17 protein-coding genes are annotated in these 17,305 nt (G+C 39.5%); 5 read left to right on the top strand and 12 right to left on the bottom strand.

Annotated elements, in window-relative coordinates; all coding sequences use genetic code 11:
- Positions 1–2 precede the first annotated feature (2 nt).
- On the bottom strand, positions 3–2,624 hold the full coding sequence (alaS, locus tag ACYVM0_RS18195; RefSeq protein WP_460559301.1) for an alanine--tRNA ligase: 2,622 nt from the start codon (positions 2,622–2,624) through the stop codon (positions 3–5).
- Positions 2,625–2,806: 182 nt separating this feature from the next.
- On the opposite strand from alaS, the gene ACYVM0_RS18190 reads away from it, so the two are divergent.
- Genes ACYVM0_RS18190 through ACYVM0_RS18175 form a run of 4 tightly spaced genes read left to right on the top strand, consistent with a single transcriptional unit; the run spans position 2,807 to position 5,350 of the window.
- Positions 2,807–3,781 (top strand): M23 family metallopeptidase, encoded by a 975-nt coding sequence (locus ACYVM0_RS18190; RefSeq protein ID WP_460559299.1) that lies wholly within the window; start codon positions 2,807–2,809, stop codon positions 3,779–3,781.
- A gap of 8 nt (positions 3,782–3,789) precedes the next feature.
- Complete coding sequence (locus tag ACYVM0_RS18185; protein ID WP_460559297.1) at positions 3,790–4,383, top strand: MerR family transcriptional regulator; 594 nt, start codon at positions 3,790–3,792, stop codon at positions 4,381–4,383.
- Between the two features lie 41 nt (positions 4,384–4,424).
- A complete protein-coding gene (locus ACYVM0_RS18180; protein WP_460559295.1) occupies positions 4,425–4,940 on the top strand; it encodes a thioredoxin family protein in 516 nt (171 codons plus the stop codon).
- Between the two features lie 8 nt (positions 4,941–4,948).
- Positions 4,949–5,350: a hypothetical protein gene (locus ACYVM0_RS18175; protein WP_460559293.1), complete on the top strand. Its 402-nt coding sequence runs from the start codon at positions 4,949–4,951 to the stop codon at positions 5,348–5,350.
- Here the strand turns inward: ACYVM0_RS18175 and ACYVM0_RS18170 are convergent, their stop codons facing one another.
- The 7 genes from ACYVM0_RS18170 to rsfS form a co-directional block, all read right to left on the bottom strand.
- Positions 5,351–6,457 (bottom strand): mechanosensitive ion channel family protein, encoded by a 1,107-nt coding sequence (locus tag ACYVM0_RS18170; RefSeq protein WP_460559291.1) that lies wholly within the window; start codon positions 6,455–6,457, stop codon positions 5,351–5,353.
- A gap of 104 nt (positions 6,458–6,561) precedes the next feature.
- Positions 6,562–7,380, bottom strand: a complete 819-nt coding sequence (locus tag ACYVM0_RS18165; RefSeq protein WP_460559289.1) for a hypothetical protein — start codon at positions 7,378–7,380, stop codon at positions 6,562–6,564.
- On the bottom strand, positions 7,377–8,135 hold the full coding sequence (locus ACYVM0_RS18160; RefSeq protein WP_460559287.1) for a UDP-2,3-diacylglucosamine diphosphatase: 759 nt from the start codon (positions 8,133–8,135) through the stop codon (positions 7,377–7,379). The genes ACYVM0_RS18165 and ACYVM0_RS18160 overlap by 4 nt, the downstream gene beginning before the upstream one ends.
- Before the next feature lie 5 nt (positions 8,136–8,140).
- Positions 8,141–8,569 carry a gamma-glutamylcyclotransferase family protein gene (locus tag ACYVM0_RS18155; RefSeq protein WP_460559285.1) on the bottom strand — a complete coding sequence of 143 codons (429 nt, stop codon included), beginning with the start codon at positions 8,567–8,569 and terminating at the stop codon, positions 8,141–8,143.
- 30 nt (positions 8,570–8,599) lie between these two features.
- Positions 8,600–9,214 (bottom strand): LutC/YkgG family protein, encoded by a 615-nt coding sequence (locus ACYVM0_RS18150; protein ID WP_460559283.1) that lies wholly within the window; start codon positions 9,212–9,214, stop codon positions 8,600–8,602.
- 5 nt (positions 9,215–9,219) lie between these two features.
- Positions 9,220–11,289: an ATP-dependent metallopeptidase FtsH/Yme1/Tma family protein gene (ftsH, locus tag ACYVM0_RS18145; RefSeq protein WP_460559281.1), complete on the bottom strand. Its 2,070-nt coding sequence runs from the start codon at positions 11,287–11,289 to the stop codon at positions 9,220–9,222.
- 112 nt (positions 11,290–11,401) lie between these two features.
- A complete protein-coding gene (gene rsfS, locus ACYVM0_RS18140) occupies positions 11,402–11,806 on the bottom strand; it encodes a ribosome silencing factor (protein WP_430990817.1) in 405 nt (134 codons plus the stop codon).
- 130 nt (positions 11,807–11,936) lie between these two features.
- On the opposite strand from rsfS, the gene ACYVM0_RS18135 reads away from it, so the two are divergent.
- Positions 11,937–12,680, top strand: coding sequence for a biotin--[acetyl-CoA-carboxylase] ligase (locus ACYVM0_RS18135; protein WP_460559279.1), 744 nt, complete (start codon positions 11,937–11,939; stop codon positions 12,678–12,680).
- A gap of 72 nt (positions 12,681–12,752) precedes the next feature.
- On the opposite strand, the gene ACYVM0_RS18130 is transcribed toward ACYVM0_RS18135, so the two are convergent.
- The 4 genes from ACYVM0_RS18130 to ACYVM0_RS18115 form a co-directional block, all read right to left on the bottom strand.
- Positions 12,753–13,565, bottom strand: a complete 813-nt coding sequence (locus ACYVM0_RS18130) for a zinc metalloprotease (protein WP_460559277.1) — start codon at positions 13,563–13,565, stop codon at positions 12,753–12,755.
- A 189-nt stretch (positions 13,566–13,754) separates the two neighbouring features.
- Positions 13,755–16,586 carry a S8 family peptidase gene (locus tag ACYVM0_RS18125; RefSeq protein ID WP_460559275.1) on the bottom strand — a complete coding sequence of 944 codons (2,832 nt, stop codon included), beginning with the start codon at positions 16,584–16,586 and terminating at the stop codon, positions 13,755–13,757.
- A gap of 26 nt (positions 16,587–16,612) precedes the next feature.
- A complete protein-coding gene (locus ACYVM0_RS18120) occupies positions 16,613–16,909 on the bottom strand; it encodes a DUF4157 domain-containing protein (RefSeq protein ID WP_460559273.1) in 297 nt (98 codons plus the stop codon).
- 8 nt (positions 16,910–16,917) lie between these two features.
- Positions 16,918–17,298 (bottom strand): hypothetical protein, encoded by a 381-nt coding sequence (locus tag ACYVM0_RS18115; protein WP_460559271.1) that lies wholly within the window; start codon positions 17,296–17,298, stop codon positions 16,918–16,920.
- Between the last annotated feature and the right edge of the window lie 7 nt (positions 17,299–17,305).

Genomic DNA, 17,305 nt, shown 5'->3' with positions numbered 1-17,305 from the left:
GGTTACAATAAAGATTTTACCTTCTCAATCACTGCTTTCAGATTACTTATATCCTGCCCGCCTGCGGTAGCCAGGTTTTTTTGTCCGCCGCCGCCACCTTTTATTAAAGGCGCAATATGCTCTTTAATAATTTTTCCTGCATCTAAATTTTTTGCTACCACCACTGTATCACTGATACCCACTGCAACAAACGGTTTACCATCAATATTGGCACATAGTACGGCTACATGATCGTGTAATTTATTTTTCAGGTCGAAGCATAATTTTTTTAACGCATCGGCACTGCTTACTTCCACTATAGCACCAATAAAAGTTACATTGTTGATGATCTCATCCTTTTGCAGTAATTCATTACGGATGATCACCAGTTGCCTTGCCTCCAAAGCTTCGATATGTTTTTTGAGGGCGGCATTTTCAATTTGTAAATTTTCTATCGACTTGCTGATGTCTTTAGGATTTTTTAATAGCCCGCTGATTTCGCTGATTGCCGCAGATAAATTGGTGACATAATTTTCTGCCGCCACACCACAAATAGCTTCAATTCTTCTTACACCTGCAGCTACAGCACCTTCACTTTTTATTTTAAACAAACCCAGTTCGCCGGTACTGCCAACATGTGTACCGCCGCATAGTTCAATGGAATATTTTTCGTCCATAATTACCACCCGTACCACATCGCCATATTTTTCGCCAAACAAAGCCATCGCTCCTAAAGCAACAGCCTCATCTTTTTTCATTTCCTTAATTACAACAGGAATGTTTTGCCTTATTTTTTCATTCACCAGTTTTTCTACCGCACTTAATTCTTCATCCGTCATTTTTGCAAAGTGACTAAAGTCGAAACGTAAATGTTCTTCGTTTACCAAACTTCCTTTTTGCGCAACATGTGTGCCGAGTACATTGCGTAAAGCGGCATGCATCAGGTGCGTAACGCTGTGGTGAACGGTGATGTTCTTTCTTCTACTGGCATCAACTTTTGCAATTACTTCACCGCTTAAATCAGCAGGAATGGTTTCTGCAAAATGAATGATGAGGTCATTTTCTTTTTTTGTATCAACTATGGTGAATGGTGAATGGTCAATGGTCAATGTGCCACTGTCTCCAACCTGTCCGCCGCTTTCGGCATAGAAGGGCGTGGTATCTAAAACGATCTGGTATAGTTCTTTTCCTTTGCCGCTTACTTTTCTGTACTTGATCACCTTGCTTTTTGTTTCCAAACTATCGTAACCAACAAATTTGGAACTTGCAATATCGTTTACAATAACCCAGTCCTGTGTTTCTAATGCAGTGGCTGCACGGGAACGGTTTTTTTGCTGGTTCATTTCTGCATTAAAACCAACTTCATCAACTGCTAAATTATTTTCAGCTGCAATTAATCTTGTTAAATCAATAGGAAAGCCAAAAGTGTCCAGCAATTCAAATGCTGCAGCACCACTGATCGTTTTTGTTTGCTGAGATTGCTTCATCACTTCGTCAATAGTTTTTAAACCATTGGAAAGTGTTCTTAAAAAAGCTTCCTCTTCTTCTTTAATAACCTTACTTACAAAATCCAATTGCTTATTCAACTCGGGAAAAACATTTTCAAACTGTGTTGCAATTACAGGCAGCAGCTGATGCAACAATGGTTGCTTATAATCTAAATAAGAATAATAGTAACGCACAGCACGGCGGAGTATACGACGAATTACATAACCTGCGCCGGTATTTGAGGGTAACTGTCCATCAGCAATAGTAAAAGAAATAGCTCGGATATGATCAGCAATTACACGAAATGCAATTGCTTCTTTGCTATCACTGAAATCATATTTCTTATTCGTTATTTTTTCTGTTACAGCAATAGTGCCTGTAAAAACATCGGTGTCGTAATTGCTTTGTTTTCCCTGGATCACTCTCACTAATCTTTCAAAACCCATTCCGGTATCAACATGCTGTGCAGGCAATGGCTCAAGGCTGCCATCTTTTTTACGGTTAAACTGCATAAACACATTATTCCAAATCTCAATTACCTGCGGATGATCGTTATTCACCAATGTTTTTCCATCCACTGCTTTTCTTTCTTCGTCTGTTCTGCAATCCACATGTATCTCGGTGCAGGGTCCGCAGGGGCCGGTATCACCCATCTCCCAAAAATTATCTTTTTTATTACCCAATAAAATGCGGTCTTCGGCAATTACTTTTTTCCATTCGGTATAAGCTTCTTCATCTTTAGCCAGGCCTTCTTTGGCGTCTCCTTCAAAAATGGTCACATATAAACGGTCTTTATCTAATTTGTATACTTCAGTCAGCAGCTCCCAGCTCCATGCAATGGCTTCTTTTTTAAAATAATCGCCAAAACTCCAGTTGCCCAGCATTTCAAATAGGGTATGGTGGTAGGTGTCTACGCCCACTTCTTCCAGGTCGTTGTGCTTGCCACTTACCCGTAAACATTTTTGTGTATCGGCCACCCTGGGGCTGGGGGCAGGTTTATTACCCAGGAAATAGTCTTTAAACTGGTTCATACCGGCATTGGTAAATAATAATGTAGGGTCGTTTTTAATCACCACGGGAGCCGACGGCACTATTATGTGGCCTTTGGATTTAAAGAAATCAAGGAACTGTTGTCGTATTGCTGCACTTGTCATCATATGCCAATCTGTTTATTTGGGTTGATTTTTGTTGTGTAACGGGCTATATTTGTACACTTTTATGTAATGGTTGCAAAGGTAATAAAACAGCTTCAAGCCACAAGCCATAAGCTAACCATGTTACTCAAGCTTACGGAAAGCAACAAAAAATTATCTGAAACGTTTCCTTTTTCAGGACAAGCATGAAGAAAATAAAATATTTCTATAATACCAATACACTTCGTTACGAGAAGCTGGTTACTCCATTGAGGGTGAAACTGTTGCGGATATTTGGGTTTCTTTCGGCGCTTGCAGTTAGCTGTCTTATCATCATTAGTTTGTATACCAAATTCTTTCCCAAGGCAACCGACCGGGAGGTGCAGCTGAAATACGATAACTTAAAAGATAATTACAGTTTATTGGATGGCAAGGTTAAAACCATGCAGCAGCAAATGGCCGAGCTGGAAAAGAGAGATAATGAGGTGTACCGTTCCATTTTTGAAGCCACCCCGATAACGGACAGTGCCCGGACCAAGTTGATTGAACATACCAAAGAACTGGAAAAAGTGAACCTGAAAAATAATGAAGATGAGTTGGGTACTGATATTGCCAAATCGTTAGATAATCTTACCGCACGTATTACGTACCAGTTTGGAAGTTACGATGTAATTGATAAACTGATAAAAAACCAGGGCGACAAATTAGCCAGTATACCAGCTATACAACCGGTCAGCAATAAGGAATTAACCAGGATAGCCAGTGGATTTGGTATGCGTATCCATCCTATTTATGGTATTGCCAAAATGCACAATGGCCTCGATTTTACTGCACCGCAGGGTACACCTATTTATGCTACCGGCGATGGTGTGGTTACCACTGCAGGCCCGGGTACCGGTACCGGAAATCATGTGATCATAAACCATGGCTATGGATACGAGACCGTGTATATGCACATGGTACGGGTAAAAGCAAGAGACGGGCAGCACGTAAAACGTGGTGAAGTAATTGGCTGGGTGGGCAGCACCGGTGCCAGTACCGGACCGCATTGTCATTACGAAGTACACATCAATGGTTCGCCGGTTGACCCGGTTTACTTTTTCTTTAACGACCTTAACGCAGAGCAATACGACAGGCTGTTAAAAATTGCCGCTACGGGAAGTGCCAAAAGTTTTGATTAATTTTAAATATGGGCTTACAACAAATAGCTTTTGATTTTGATAGTATTCCGCCGGCAAAAGAGCCGGAGGTAAAACCGGTGGTGGATACCACTAATTCTACAGAAATTATAGTTGCTGCTGAAAATGTAGTGGCAGAAGAAGAACCGGAGATCATTGACCTTACAGAAATACCCACCGTTGCAGCAAAGCCACCACGAAAGCACAATAAAAAGCAAACCCGTGGCCGCATGAGTTTGAAAGATATGGATGCAGGAGCGGATCTGATTGAAGTGCCGGAAGATGAGGTATTGTTTGAAAAAATGTATTACTCTATTGGCACGGTAGCTGATATGTTTAAAGTAAACCAAAGCCTGGTGCGTTTTTGGGAAAATGAATTTGATATTTTAAAACCTAAAAAAAATGGTAAGGGCGACAGGTTGTTCAGGCCGGAAGATGTGAAGAATTTAAAACTGATCTACCATTTGTTAAGAGAAAGAAAATATACCATTGAAGGTGCCAAAGATTTTTTAAAAAATAATAAAAAGGCAGATGAAAAATTTGTCATGATAGAATCGCTGAAAAAATTAAAAAGCTTTTTAAATGAATTAAAAGCGAACCTGTAACCTTAGCTCACAGCATTTTTCCATCAATCAACTATAACGGAATGAAATTTTTAACCGCATTTTTATTTTGCAGTATCCTTAGTATAAACGCTTTCAGCCAGGCGCAATACGAAATTTTAAAAGATGAGAAACACCCGGAGCAACATATACTGCGGGGTATTATCAATAAATACCTTGTTCAAAACGACAGTAGTTATAATTGGTACAATAGCAGTGCAGCCAGTTACAGGCCCGATACGGCAACGCTATCAGCATTTGAAAAAGCAAAAAGCAAAGTGCAATTTGTTTTATTTGGTGGCACCTGGTGTGAGGATACCCAGTTTATTTTACCCAAATTTTTTAAGTTGCAGGAAATGAGCGGAGTGCCTGATAGCAAGATCACTTTTTTTGGTGTTAACAGAGAAAAAAAATCTTTAGCCGGCATTGCAGACGCCTTCAATATAATTAATGTGCCTACCATTATTGTAATGAAAGAGGGTAAAGAAATTGGCCGTGTGGTAGAGTATGGCAGCACCGGTAAATGGGATAAAGAATTAGCTGATATCCTTAACAAATAATAAAGTATATGGATCATCTTAAAAAGCAGCATGAAAGCTTTTGTGAAAACGCAGGTTTATTTGGCGTATTGATCTCTGTGGCCTGTTTAATTCAGCACCTGTATTTTATGATCCCTCATTGGGTAACCTTTGCAGCTATAGGGGTATATGTGGTATGCATCACAGGTTTTATTTACCTGATGCTAAAGTCGGTTACAGCATTGCCGTTACTTTTTACAGGCGCTATATTAATATACCTGCTGGAAGTATTTATGATATTATCACTCACTTTTTCCCTGGTGGTGCTGATATTTTTGTTGTACCTGGCTGTAATTGTAATATTACTTCTTACAGGAGATATTCAACAGCAACTGAAGAAAAAGGAACTTGCTGAAAAAGAAGAGCTGGATAAGTGGCAGGGTATTGTATAATTATTCTGATGTTGTTGCAGGCCTTGCTAAAAGATCATCAATTGCACTGGTAGTACTCATTGCCACTTTATTTTCTTCCAGCATATGCTTAATAAAAAAATAATACTCCTCTTTCAGTACAGTAAAATCATCCATGGTAACAGGATGTGTAAAATACTCTGCCTTAATGGTGTTGCCGGTTTTGTTTACATCGGTAAGATGAACAGAGTAGCTGGTAATGGATGAGGTATCTGCAGCCAGTTTTTCCTTAATAGTTTTTATAATGGTTTGCAATAAAGCAGACGGTGTATTTGAAGCCAGTTCCAGTTTTATTTCTGCACGGCGGTGTGTACGCATGCTCCAGTTATCTACCACGCTATCTACCATTAATTTATTGGGTACAGTAACCAATGTTTTGTCTCCTGTACGGATACGGGTACTGCGTAAGCCAATTTTTTCTACTGTACCGGTTACATTATTGGCTTTTAAAGTATCACCTGCGGTAAAAGGTTTATCAAAGAAGATGATGAAGGAAGCGATTAAATTTTCCAGGCTTTCTTTTGCGGCCAAAGCAACTGCAGCACCAACAATACTCAGGCTGGTTAACAGGTTACCAATCGGTTGGTTAAAGCAGGCTTTTATCAACATCAGTAAACCTATGATGCCTATAACCACTTTTAAAAAATCCCTGAAAAAAATTACCAGCTGATCGTCTGTTTTATCTGCAGTGATGGCAGCATTGTGTTCCAGCACCAGTGCAATAAAATCAATTACCCTTAGCATAAACCAGGTAAAGGAAACAATGATGATGCCAATGCCCAGCCGGGTTAAAATATCATCTATAGCATGCCCGTAAATTTTATATTGCCAGGCAACAGGAAAATTTAATTTGTCAATAGCGAATACCGCAATAATGATGAGGAGAAACCATTCCAGTGGTTCTACCACCAGGTCAATAAAATTTTGTTTGGCAACATTCTTCCAGATACGGTGGAATAGCCGGAACAATACTGCAGCGATATAACGGGAGAAATACCGTTTTAAAAAAAGTATGAGCAAAATAGTGCCACCTACAATGCAGTAACTTTTAATGGTATTATCTAAAATAACCTGGTCTAAAAAATCCATGGAATAAAATTACAACAAAGACGTGAGACGTGAATCGTCAGGCGTGAGTAAGCGTAAGATAGTTGCCACTTGCATTCGCTTACACACGGCTCAGCACTCGGGTCTCACGACTTCACCTGGTAAATATAAATGCCGTCATCTTTCAATACATACACTTTTCCATTAATTGCTTTTATGGCATTGTATTTTCCGAAAACAGCAGGGAGCTTGTATTCTTTTAAAGTAAGAGAATTTAATTCGTAGCTGAATAATTTATTGTTGCTGAAACCGTACATATTTTTTTCAGATACCGCTACACTGGTCCAGTTTAAAAAAGGTAACCGGTTTTTAAAAGAACCATAATAGTCGAAAATATAAAACCCTTTTTCGGGATCGTAGAGGTATACGAAATTTTCTTTGTCGGTTATTTGTATTGGCGAAGGTACCGAATCAAAAAGCATCCGGAAGTCGGTGGTTTCCTGCAATGATTTGCCTTCTTCATCTATCTTCTTCAGTTTAAAATCCTGGTCGTCAAAAAACCAGATATTGTTATCGTAAGACGTTGTAATGCTTTGTACGGAGAAAATATTTTTTTTACGGAAGTTGATGGTGTTGCGGATATTCAGAAACCTGTCTAACACCACCACTGTGGTATAATTTTTATAGTAGAGTAATATTTTTAAAGGATTGGTAACGTCAATAGACGAAACATTGCCATAGCGTTTTACATCATTAAAAACTCCGGCAGAGTCGCCATTACCGTTGATCTTTTTTAACTGATTGGTGGCGGTAATGAGATAAATATTATCCAGGTTATCTACATTAAAGTCAGCAAAATCGCCTTTGATATTTTTTATAAATATAAAAGAGGTGTCGCTTTGAGCGTATGTTGCCCCGGCAATACAACAGCACAGCAGGATTAATATTAATTTTACTCTTTTCATTTATTGTAATACTTCAGGTCAAGATTCGTGCCATCAAACACGGCATAACTATCATATTTTATCCAGTCGCCCAGGTTAATATAAAGGCTGCCCTGCGGTAAGTTAAAGTTGATGGGCAAATGACGGTGGCCAAAAATAAAATAATCGTAATGCTGTTTTTGCAATACTTCTTTACAATAAATGATCAGCCATTCTTTGTCTTCTCCTAAAAATATTTCGTCAGTTTGCCCGGTTTGTGCCCTGCTTTTACGACTGAAATAATTGGCAACGCCTATACCCACAGCCGGCGGTAAAATACCAAACAGCCATTGGCATATTTTATTGCGGAATATTTTTTTTATGAACTTATAACCGTGATCGCCGGGGCCCAGCCCATCGCCGTGGCCAACTAAAATTTTTTTGCCATTAAATTCGAAGGGCACAGGTTCGTAATACACTGGTATGTTCAGCTCTTTCTGAAAATAATCCCTCATCCACATATCATGATTGCCTACAAAAAAATGCATGGGAATACCGCTGTCAGTAATTTCGGCCAGCTTGCCTAAAATTCTTACATATCCTTTGGGTACAACAGATTTATATTCGTACCAGAAATCAAAAAGGTCACCTACAATAAAAATTACAGCGGCGTCTTTTTTTATGTCATCCAAAAACCGGATGATTTTTTTTTCTCTTACCAAACTGGCTTCAGCATTGGGTGCACCGAGATGAAAATCGGAGAGGAAGTAAATTTTTTTGTGAGAGGGAATGTCCATTACGCTTACAATTTGTTTTGCTGCTGCAAGTATAATAAAACATCGCCGGTTGCAATTTCAGGAAGGCCATCAACATTGCCATTAAACCAGTATATCCATGCGGTATATTGCTGATTGTTGCAATACACCATTACAGTTTCTCTTTTAAATAATGGTGTTTCACCTGCTTCGGCATACAGTCCTTCGTAATCATCTAACTGGCCGATAGCGTATGAAAATTCGGAAGGGTTCGTTATGGCATATAATTCCCCTACAATAAATTTTTCTTCAGTGGTGGGTACAGCTACAGGATACTCGCCCTTATCATATAATTTGCCATTTACTTTTGCGTTGCCAATTAAATGAAAATACCTGGCAATATATTGATAGGCTGCATGCTGAAATCCGCTGCGGAGAGAGCCATATACAAACAATTGATAAGTTTCGTTATTCATCTTATCGTAAAGGTAAATGTAAAAAAGGAATTATGCTTCTACCAAAAAGCAGTACACTTCTTTAGGCCCGTGTACGCCTGTAACCAATGTTTTTTCAATGTCGGCAGTACGGCTGGGGCCGCTTGCAAAAGTGATAAGTGATGGAATATTGCCGGCGTATTTTTCCTTCATTACCTGCAAAGCATCTTTAATATCGTACACCAGTTGATTGGTGTAGGCAATACAGATATGAACGGGAGCGTACACACTTACTGTGCGGCCGCTTTGCTGTGCAGCACTCATTACTATTGTACCGGTACGGGCTACTAAAAATTCGCAACCGGTGATAGACACATCGCAGGTAGGCAGGCTGATAGTATTACTAAAACTATCGTTCCATTTATCCTCGTTACAATAAACTTTTGTCCATTGTTTTTCTGCCACCAGTTTTTGTATTTGCTGCACCATGTCTTTTTCATCGGTACAAAAAGCAAACCTGCCCTGCAGGTTTACAAATTCTTCAGCAAACACTACTTCCAGGTCATCGGGGGCAGGATGAAAAATAGAGGCATTACCTTCACTTAGCGGAAACGGCAAAGGCGCCGGATTACTCAGCGCCTGCCTTATGCGTTTTAAAATATTTTCTTTTGCCGGACTTACTCCCATTGCTCTTAAATTTGCGGCGGATTTTTTAATTCTTCAGGTATTGTAGTGGGTGGTGTTTCTGAAACCACATCTTCTTCTTTTACATCCAATGCTTTCTTTTCTTCAAATGGCCTTTTACCAATCAAAGCTTCCACATCACTCTTAAATAAAACTTCTTTTTTCAACAATTCCTTTGCCAGTTTTTCTACATCACCTTTTTTCTCGGTTAATAAAGCTTTGGTTTTTACGTACGCTTCATCAATCAGTTTACGTACTTCCTGGTCAATCATTTTACCGGTTTCCTCACTGTAAGGTTTGGTAAAGTAATTTTCCTGTGCAGGATCGTAGAAACTGATATTACCAATCTTATCATTCATACCATATACTGTAACCATACTGTAGGCAATCTTGGTGATCTGTTGCAGATCATTACTTGCTCCGGTGCTTATTTTACCAAAGAAAATATCTTCACTTGCCCTGCCACCCAACGTCATACATATCTGATCCATTAACTGATCGGTATTGTATAAATATTGTTCTTTGGGTGTGTACTGTGCATAGCCTAAAGCTGCAGATCCCCTTGGTACAACGGTTACTTTCAATAAAGGATAAGCATGCTCCAGGTACCAGCCGCAAATAGCGTGGCCGGCTTCGTGGTAGGCAATAATTTCTTTTTCTTCCGGAGAAATGATCTTATTCTTTTTTTCCAGCCCGCCAATCACCCTGTCAATAGCATCCTGGAAATCGCTCATATCAACCGCCTCTTTATTCTTTCTTGCAGCAATTAAAGCTGCTTCATTACATACGTTGGCAATATCAGCACCTGCAAAGCCCGGTGTTTGTTCGGCCAGTTTATGAATGTCTAAGGTTTGAGAAATTTTTATTGGCTGCAAATGCACTTTAAAGATCGCTTCCCTTCCTACAAGATCAGGCCTGTCGATAGTGATCTGCCTGTCGAACCTGCCGGGACGCAACAACGCACTGTCCAGTACATCGGGCCTGTTGGTTGCTGCAAGTATGATAATACCTAAATCAGTACCAAATCCATCCATTTCCACCAGCAACTGGTTCAAAGTGTTTTCTCTTTCATCATTGCTCATCATCACATTTTTTCCCCTTGCACGGCCTATGGCATCAATTTCATCAATAAAGATGATACATGGAGCTTTTTCCCTGGCCTGCTTAAACAGATCTCTTACACGGCTTGCACCAACACCTACAAACATCTCTACAAAATCGCTACCACTAAGGCTAAAGAAAGGCACCTGCGCTTCTCCGGCAACAGCTTTTGCCAGTAAGGTTTTACCGGTACCCGGAGGGCCCACTAATAAAGCACCTTTAGGAATTTTACCACCAAGGGCGGTATATTTTTTAGGATTTTTTAAGAAGTCAACGATCTCCATCACTTCCACTTTGGCTTCATCCAAACCGGCTACATCATTAAAGTTGATATTAACCCTGGTGCCTTTTTCAAATAAAGTGGCTTTGGATTTTCCGATATTAAAAATGCCGCCTGGTCCGCCGCCACCGCCTGGCCCGCCTACTTTACGCATCATTAATACAAACAATAAACCAATCAATAAGATAGGTAACAATGTACTGATCACCTGTCCGAATAATTCACCTTCGTCATCGGGTACGTCAGCAATTTCTTTTAGCTGCGGATTCTTGGCATAAAAATCACTCAATTCATTTGAAAAAGACAGTACATCTTTAATACTAAAGTATAACTGCGGAGGATTGGATTTTACAGCGTCCTCGTATTTTTTAGGGTTCTCTTTATCGTTTAAAAGTGCTTTATAATAAGCTGCTTTATTGTTTAGGCTGTCTTTATAAAGAAATATCCTTACTCTTTTGGTATTACGGATGGTTTTTATTTTTTCAACATCGCCATGTTTTACCATTTCATAAAACTTCTGCTGGTCAGTTTCCACGCCGGCAGAGCCCACACCACGAACCATATTATACGCTACAATGCCTATAAAAATAATGCCGTATATCCAATAGATATTAAAACGATTTTTCTTTTTAGGATCCTCCCCCGTAGGCGGAATATTATCTGGAGTGGTTTTTTTATTACTATTTTGCTGATTCATATTTATTGCCATTATTTATTAAGTGCTTACAACTTATAGTTTGTTTACTTAAGCTAAAGACGAATGGGGTTGGTTATTATTTTAACTAAAGCTAAAAAATATTTTCGGGGTATTAATCATTATGCTCCATTCCTGCAGCATCGCTCCACATTTCTTCCAGCTGGTAAAACTTCCTGGGTTCGGGCAGCATTATGTGTACTACGATATCAACATAGTCGATCAGTATCCATTGCTGAGCCTGCCTGCCTTCGTGCTTATAGGCCAGTTCGCCACACTTGTCTTTTACTTCTTCTTCCACAAAATCGGCAATAGCTTTTATTTGCGTATTGCTGTTAGCCTGGCAAATAATAAAAAAATCAGCAACGGCCTCTGGTATCTTACGAAGATCGAGACTGATGATGTTTTCGCCTTTTTTGTCCTGTATGGCTTTAATAATGGTTTTGAAAATTTTGCTGTTACGGGTAAGCCTGGTTACACTGCTTTTTTTCCGGGTATTTAAAACGTTAAGATTGTTCAAATTGAAATTATATTTTTTTATTTATCGCTGCATTTTTACTGAAATAACGCCAATATTAAACTTTTGTTATTTACCAAGTAGCATGTAGCTTGCAATTAATGACAAAAGTAACACTTCTTTACCATTTGATATGAGTATACAAAGCGCCAGTTTTTTTAAAATTCTTGACAGTGTGGATAGTACCAACAATTATGCCATGGCAATGGTTCGTGAAGGAATGGCAAAGCACGGAATGGCCGTTGCAGCAAAAGAACAAACCGCAGGCAAGGGGCAAAGAGGAAAAAGCTGGCAAACGCATGCCGGTGAAAGCATAGCTATGAGCCTTATTTTAAAGACCGACAAGCTAAGAACCGACCAGCAATTTTACCTGAGTATGCTTATTGCACTGGCGGCAAATGACTTTTTAAAAAAATATGCCGGAAAAGAAACCGCTATAAAATGGCCCAACGATCTTTATTGGCGTGACAGAAAGGCAGGAGGGATTTTGATTGAGACGGTTTTTAAGGGGGCAGGCTGGAAATGGGCGGTAGTAGGTATTGGCATTAATGTTAATCAAAAACGCTTTCATAAGTCGCTGCCCAACCCGGTTTCTTTGCAACAAATTACTAATAAAGAGTACGATGTGATGGTGCTGGCAGAAGAATTATATGAAATGGTGATGAAACGAATGGAAACCATTACGGTAACCACTGCTGATAAAGTAAAGAAAGACTACAACAGGCATTTGTACAAAATGAATACAGTGGTAAAACTGAAAAAAGCCAGTGCGGTATTTCAAACAACAATTAAGGGTGTTACAGAACAAGGGCAATTACTTACTGCAGATACAATGGAAAGGCAATTTGATTTTGGCGAAGTAGAATGGGTGATTTAACCAGTAAAAGTCATGAGTATAAAAAATGCCCCCCAACTTGTTGGGGGGCATTTTTTATATAAGTTCCCCGGCTTATTTATATAAATAATTCAGGCCGATGATATCGTTACTGTTAAATGTGCGGTCGCCACCATTAGAACAAGCCAGCATCCACGACCCTGCATTAGCAGTTGATGGAGTACCCGGAATTAAGATAGCACCAATATTAGATGCACCTTCATTTGTTGCAGCACCGCCGCAGCTGTAACTTCTGTCGTAGTAGTCGGTATGGCGCATACCGATGCAATGACCCAGTTCATGTTGTATAACACTGCCTACATAGTTTACATCGGGATTGGTGCCGTATGCATACTGGTTAGTGTTCATTTTAATGGTGCCATAAGGGTTGCCATTACTTGTAGGAAAGCCTGATGAACCTAAGGTAATGTATCCACCACTTGGTCCCTGGTTAAAGCCTTTAATTGTAATATTAGATGCGCCGGAAGTAACGCGTTGAAAAGTCATTTTTAAACCTAATGCGTTATAGCGTGCAATAGCAAGGTCGGTACCCTGAATGAATGCAGTGCCTAAATTGCTTACATTAATTTTAATTACACGTGGCAGTCCGGTTACTAAATTGGTGGTGCGGTATTGTTCGTTACCTGCAATACGCAAAAGTGTTTGATTGGGTGTGCTGTTCAATAATTCATCTGTTAATTCAATATCTCCTTCTACCAGGTAGCCATCATCTGTTTTTTGAACATTGGCAGCAGAGAAACCAAGATTGGTGATTTTTGCTTTTACCTCGGCAGAGATCGGATCTGCAGTTGTTTCGGTATTGGCCGTTTTTTTACAGGAGTACAGCGAAGCTGTGATCAATGAGAATACAAGGATTTTTTTAATCATCGTTTAAGTTTTTAGTGTGAAAAATAATTTCAATCAAAAATTACGAAAGGGTTATGAAAATGTTAAAATTATTATTGCTACAAAGTTGCAAATTGCAGGCGTTGCCGGTTTTGTATAATCAATACTAACTTTTTATAAACCCCTCAATAAACAAAATGGTTAAAAAAGAAAGCAGCCCGGCGATTAGAATTACTGAATGATGATCTTATAAAATTGCTTCGTATTATTTTCCGGATCGGTAACGGCAATAATATAAAGCCCTTTGGCAAAGTCTGCTTTAAAAGAAAAATCGGTAGTGGTTAATTTTTGTTGAAAAACTTTTCTGCCAGACAGGTCAAAGATGGATACCGTTTGGTTGTTCAGTAATTTGAGTTGCATAGTAACAGTATTATTTTGCAACACGGGGTTGGGGTATACCAACATATCTGTACCTGTAAAATATACCACACTTACAGCATCACTGTAAATGATTTTACCGTTGCTTAAATAAACGGCAACCCTGTAGGTATTTACGCCTTTTTGTAAATGGGTATCCGTAATAGTATAGCTTAAGCCGTTAATGATGGAAGTTTCAAAAAAACTGTTGTAGGTACTTCCGCTTAATTTTTCGAAAACAATTTTTTTGATAAGATATGTGGTGCCGATATCCAGTTTGATAACAGCATTGTTCGTTACTAAATCGGCAAGTAAATTCCTGATGTAACAATCAACACCTTGTGTACTATAATTGGTGGCATAACTCTTTACACCGGCGACCGGATTTTTAATGACAGGCGCTACTGCAAAATTGAGATAGGGTAAAGCAGCTTTGTTAAAAACAAATTGTGTGTCTTTAATTATAAAAAGTGGCTGCAGATATTTTGCGCCCATGCCATACAGTTGGTAATCAGTAATGCCTTTGTTTTTATTCCAGTATAACAATGCAGAATCGGCACAATTAAAGCCAATACCTAAACCTGGCTTAGCGCTGATGGTGAAAGGGTCGCTTACAAATTGCTGGCTGCCGATGGTCATTCTTAATAAAGCAAGGGCATTGGTATCCGGTGCTGTCCAGCGAAAATAATTATTGTTTAGATTGATAGTACCCGGAATTAACTGCCAGCTTGTGCCATTATTAATGCTGTACTCCACACTTGCTGCACTTGTGCCAAAAGAAGCATTCCAGCGGATAAGATTACTGACAGCAGGAAAAATATTATCGGTAGCAGTGGGGAAGACCCAGTTAAAAACGTTGGCGGTATCAAACTGGTAAGCAATAGCAAAGGGTTGTGTGGTACTGCTAACATCAAAACCTTTTACGCTGATATTGTAATTACCGGCGGTTGGATTATCAATGGTGATTTGTTCAATAGTATTCAGGCTGTCACGTTTTCTTACAGGTAACAATTGTAATGAATCTTTGTGCGGAAAACTATTAAGCACCCATGGCAACCATATTTGTGAAGTAGCTACGGACTGTACCTGCAGATCAAGATCATTTTTTATTGCTTTAAACGCATTGGGAGCTGCAGCCACATCATTCCACACCAGGGTAAATTTTGCCTCACCCAGGTTAGGCGGAATAGTAAGAGTGAATGATTGTGTACCACTATTGGCAACAGTACCGGTAAAATATTTTTGCGCTGCCATTCCTGCGGCCGCTTTGTAAGCATTTAAGCTGCCAAAGCCCGAGGTAAAATCTATTCCACCGGCTGCAACATCATCACAACTGTTTAGTAAAACTGCTTTTACCAATGCTGATGAAGGGAGATTGCCTGTATTGTTTTTATATGCCTGTTGTAAAACAATAGCTGTACCCGAAACGAGTGCTGCAGCGCCGGAACTGCCATCTTCTCCATAAGCTACCATTTCGGGTTTTATTCTGCCATCATAAGCAGGGCCTTTAGAGCTGGGGCCAACAACGGTATTAAAAGAATCTACTGCACCAACAGTAATAATATTTTTTGCCATTTTAAAACTTCCGGTAAGATTGGCCACACCTGCAATGCCTGTATAATTACCGGTTGCAGGAGTGATAGCTCCGGAATTACCGGCAGAAAAAACGAATAGCAATTTATCATTGGCCAATGCACTGGCATCATAGGCAGCAGCATCGGCTCCATAAAAATTCTCTACGCCTACACCATACGAATGGTTTTGAACGGTGATATTATGCTGGATATAATTCAGATCGCCATCAGGTAATAAATTACTGAAATTGGAAGAAGTAATTGCAGCTGCCCACGCTACACCCTGCCCTAAATAATAACTGTTGCCGGCACCGGCAGCCATTGTAGCCATAATGGTAGCATGTGCATTAACTGCAGAAGCCGCTAATGAATTGGTAATATACCTGCCGGCAAGGTCAATATCAGTGGTATCCGGCCTGTTTTCTTTTATAGAAACTACAAGACCATTGCCATTCAATAAAGGCATTTTGCTATGCAATACATTAATTTTATTGATGCTTAGATCCAGGTTGTTGATCTGTAATTCTTCTTTTGGATGCCTGCAGTAACCAGATATAAAATTTACTTCCTCCTGCTGCAACAACTCTTCAAAAACACTCTGATTTTTTACATCGAGTATAAAATTATTTTTTGCGCTGGTTACAGTGACTGCAATTTTATTTGCCCCTGCCCAGTTGATGAATCTGGTTTCATCAGTAACCGTAATTAATGCAGTTAATGGCCAGGCATATTTTTCTTTAGGTGACAATGACGGCGAAAGTTTCCAGGTAGTATTGGCAGGATAAATCTGCTTAAAAAAAGGCAAGATACTTTTGTCGATGACTTTAATAATAAAAGCCGTATCATTTAATTGCCTAGCAACAGACAGTTTACCTTGTTGTAAAAAACCTGCAATTACTTTTGGGGAAGAGCACAGGAGAAAGTATGTATTGTTTCTGTTGTTATTGCCGGGTGCTACAAACGAACGGTATGCCTGCGCTACGGCAGTTGGCTGTTGTGCCAATACATTATTCCAAAGCAGAATACCTATTGAAAATACCACTATCTTTTTTGCAATAGCTTTTTGCAACATACACGATTGAAATTTACAAAAAGCAGTTACTTGTTTTCGGCTTCCCTGGCTTCCACTTCGTACTTATTATTGTAGTAACCCACTTTTATACTTTCGTAAAGGTATTTTATTACAAACATAAAAAAGCCATGTTGCTTAAATTGTTGCACATGGCATAGCTCATGCTTTAGCCAGGTGGGGTGGCTCAAAAATTCTTCTTTTGTAGTATTGTGTAAATGAATGGTTTTGCCCAGTACAAAAGCTACACTGGCGGTGCGTAATTTTTTTGCGGCTATATAAGCCAGCCATGAGTTTTCTTTTATGCGGAAGTTACTATCGTTCAAGGCAAATTTTAGTTATTGGCGGCACCAGCATCAATCCAGCAAATAAATGCATTGATCTGTGCCTGTGTGATAGTGCCACTTTGCGGCATTACACCTGCAAGTATTTGTGCACGTATATTTGATTTTTTTGCACTCACTTCTGCAAAGGTAGTAAGCGGCCCGCCTGAATTTACACTGCCACCTGCATGACAGGTACTATTGATAGAACAAACGGTATTGAGTATGGGCTGTACATCTGCAGCAAATTTGGGTGAAATATTATTGCAGCTGAATGTTATGCCGCCACCCCCGGTTCCTCCGCCATTGGCTGTGGTGCTGCTTTTGCTGCAGGCTGTAAAAGCAGCAATGCCGGTAATAATGAGTACTGAAAGCAATATTGTTTTTTTCATAATTGAA

The organism is Ferruginibacter profundus (genome assembly GCF_054783275.1).
This window is presented reverse-complemented; position numbering and strand designations above follow the sequence as displayed.

What these genes read in the sequence shown, in the direction of transcription:
- alaS (WP_460559301.1), bottom strand. Translation starts at nt 2,624, where the DNA reads ATGATGACAAGTGCAGCAATACGACAACAGTTCCTTGATTTCTTTAAA.
- ACYVM0_RS18190 (WP_460559299.1), top strand. Translation starts at nt 2,807, where the DNA reads ATGAAGAAAATAAAATATTTCTATAATACCAATACACTTCGTTACGAG.
- ACYVM0_RS18185 (WP_460559297.1), top strand. Translation starts at nt 3,790, where the DNA reads ATGGGCTTACAACAAATAGCTTTTGATTTTGATAGTATTCCGCCGGCA.
- ACYVM0_RS18180 (WP_460559295.1), top strand. Translation starts at nt 4,425, where the DNA reads ATGAAATTTTTAACCGCATTTTTATTTTGCAGTATCCTTAGTATAAAC.
- ACYVM0_RS18175 (WP_460559293.1), top strand. Translation starts at nt 4,949, where the DNA reads ATGGATCATCTTAAAAAGCAGCATGAAAGCTTTTGTGAAAACGCAGGT.
- ACYVM0_RS18170 (WP_460559291.1), bottom strand. Translation starts at nt 6,457, where the DNA reads ATGGATTTTTTAGACCAGGTTATTTTAGATAATACCATTAAAAGTTAC.
- ACYVM0_RS18165 (WP_460559289.1), bottom strand. Translation starts at nt 7,380, where the DNA reads ATGAAAAGAGTAAAATTAATATTAATCCTGCTGTGCTGTTGTATTGCC.
- ACYVM0_RS18160 (WP_460559287.1), bottom strand. Translation starts at nt 8,135, where the DNA reads ATGGACATTCCCTCTCACAAAAAAATTTACTTCCTCTCCGATTTTCAT.
- ACYVM0_RS18155 (WP_460559285.1), bottom strand. Translation starts at nt 8,569, where the DNA reads ATGAATAACGAAACTTATCAATTGTTTGTATATGGCTCTCTCCGCAGC.
- ACYVM0_RS18150 (WP_460559283.1), bottom strand. Translation starts at nt 9,214, where the DNA reads ATGGGAGTAAGTCCGGCAAAAGAAAATATTTTAAAACGCATAAGGCAG.
- ftsH (WP_460559281.1), bottom strand. Translation starts at nt 11,289, where the DNA reads ATGAATCAGCAAAATAGTAATAAAAAAACCACTCCAGATAATATTCCG.
- ACYVM0_RS18135 (WP_460559279.1), top strand. Translation starts at nt 11,937, where the DNA reads ATGAGTATACAAAGCGCCAGTTTTTTTAAAATTCTTGACAGTGTGGAT.
- ACYVM0_RS18130 (WP_460559277.1), bottom strand. Translation starts at nt 13,565, where the DNA reads ATGATTAAAAAAATCCTTGTATTCTCATTGATCACAGCTTCGCTGTAC.
- ACYVM0_RS18125 (WP_460559275.1), bottom strand. Translation starts at nt 16,586, where the DNA reads ATGTTGCAAAAAGCTATTGCAAAAAAGATAGTGGTATTTTCAATAGGT.
- ACYVM0_RS18115 (WP_460559271.1), bottom strand. Translation starts at nt 17,298, where the DNA reads ATGAAAAAAACAATATTGCTTTCAGTACTCATTATTACCGGCATTGCT.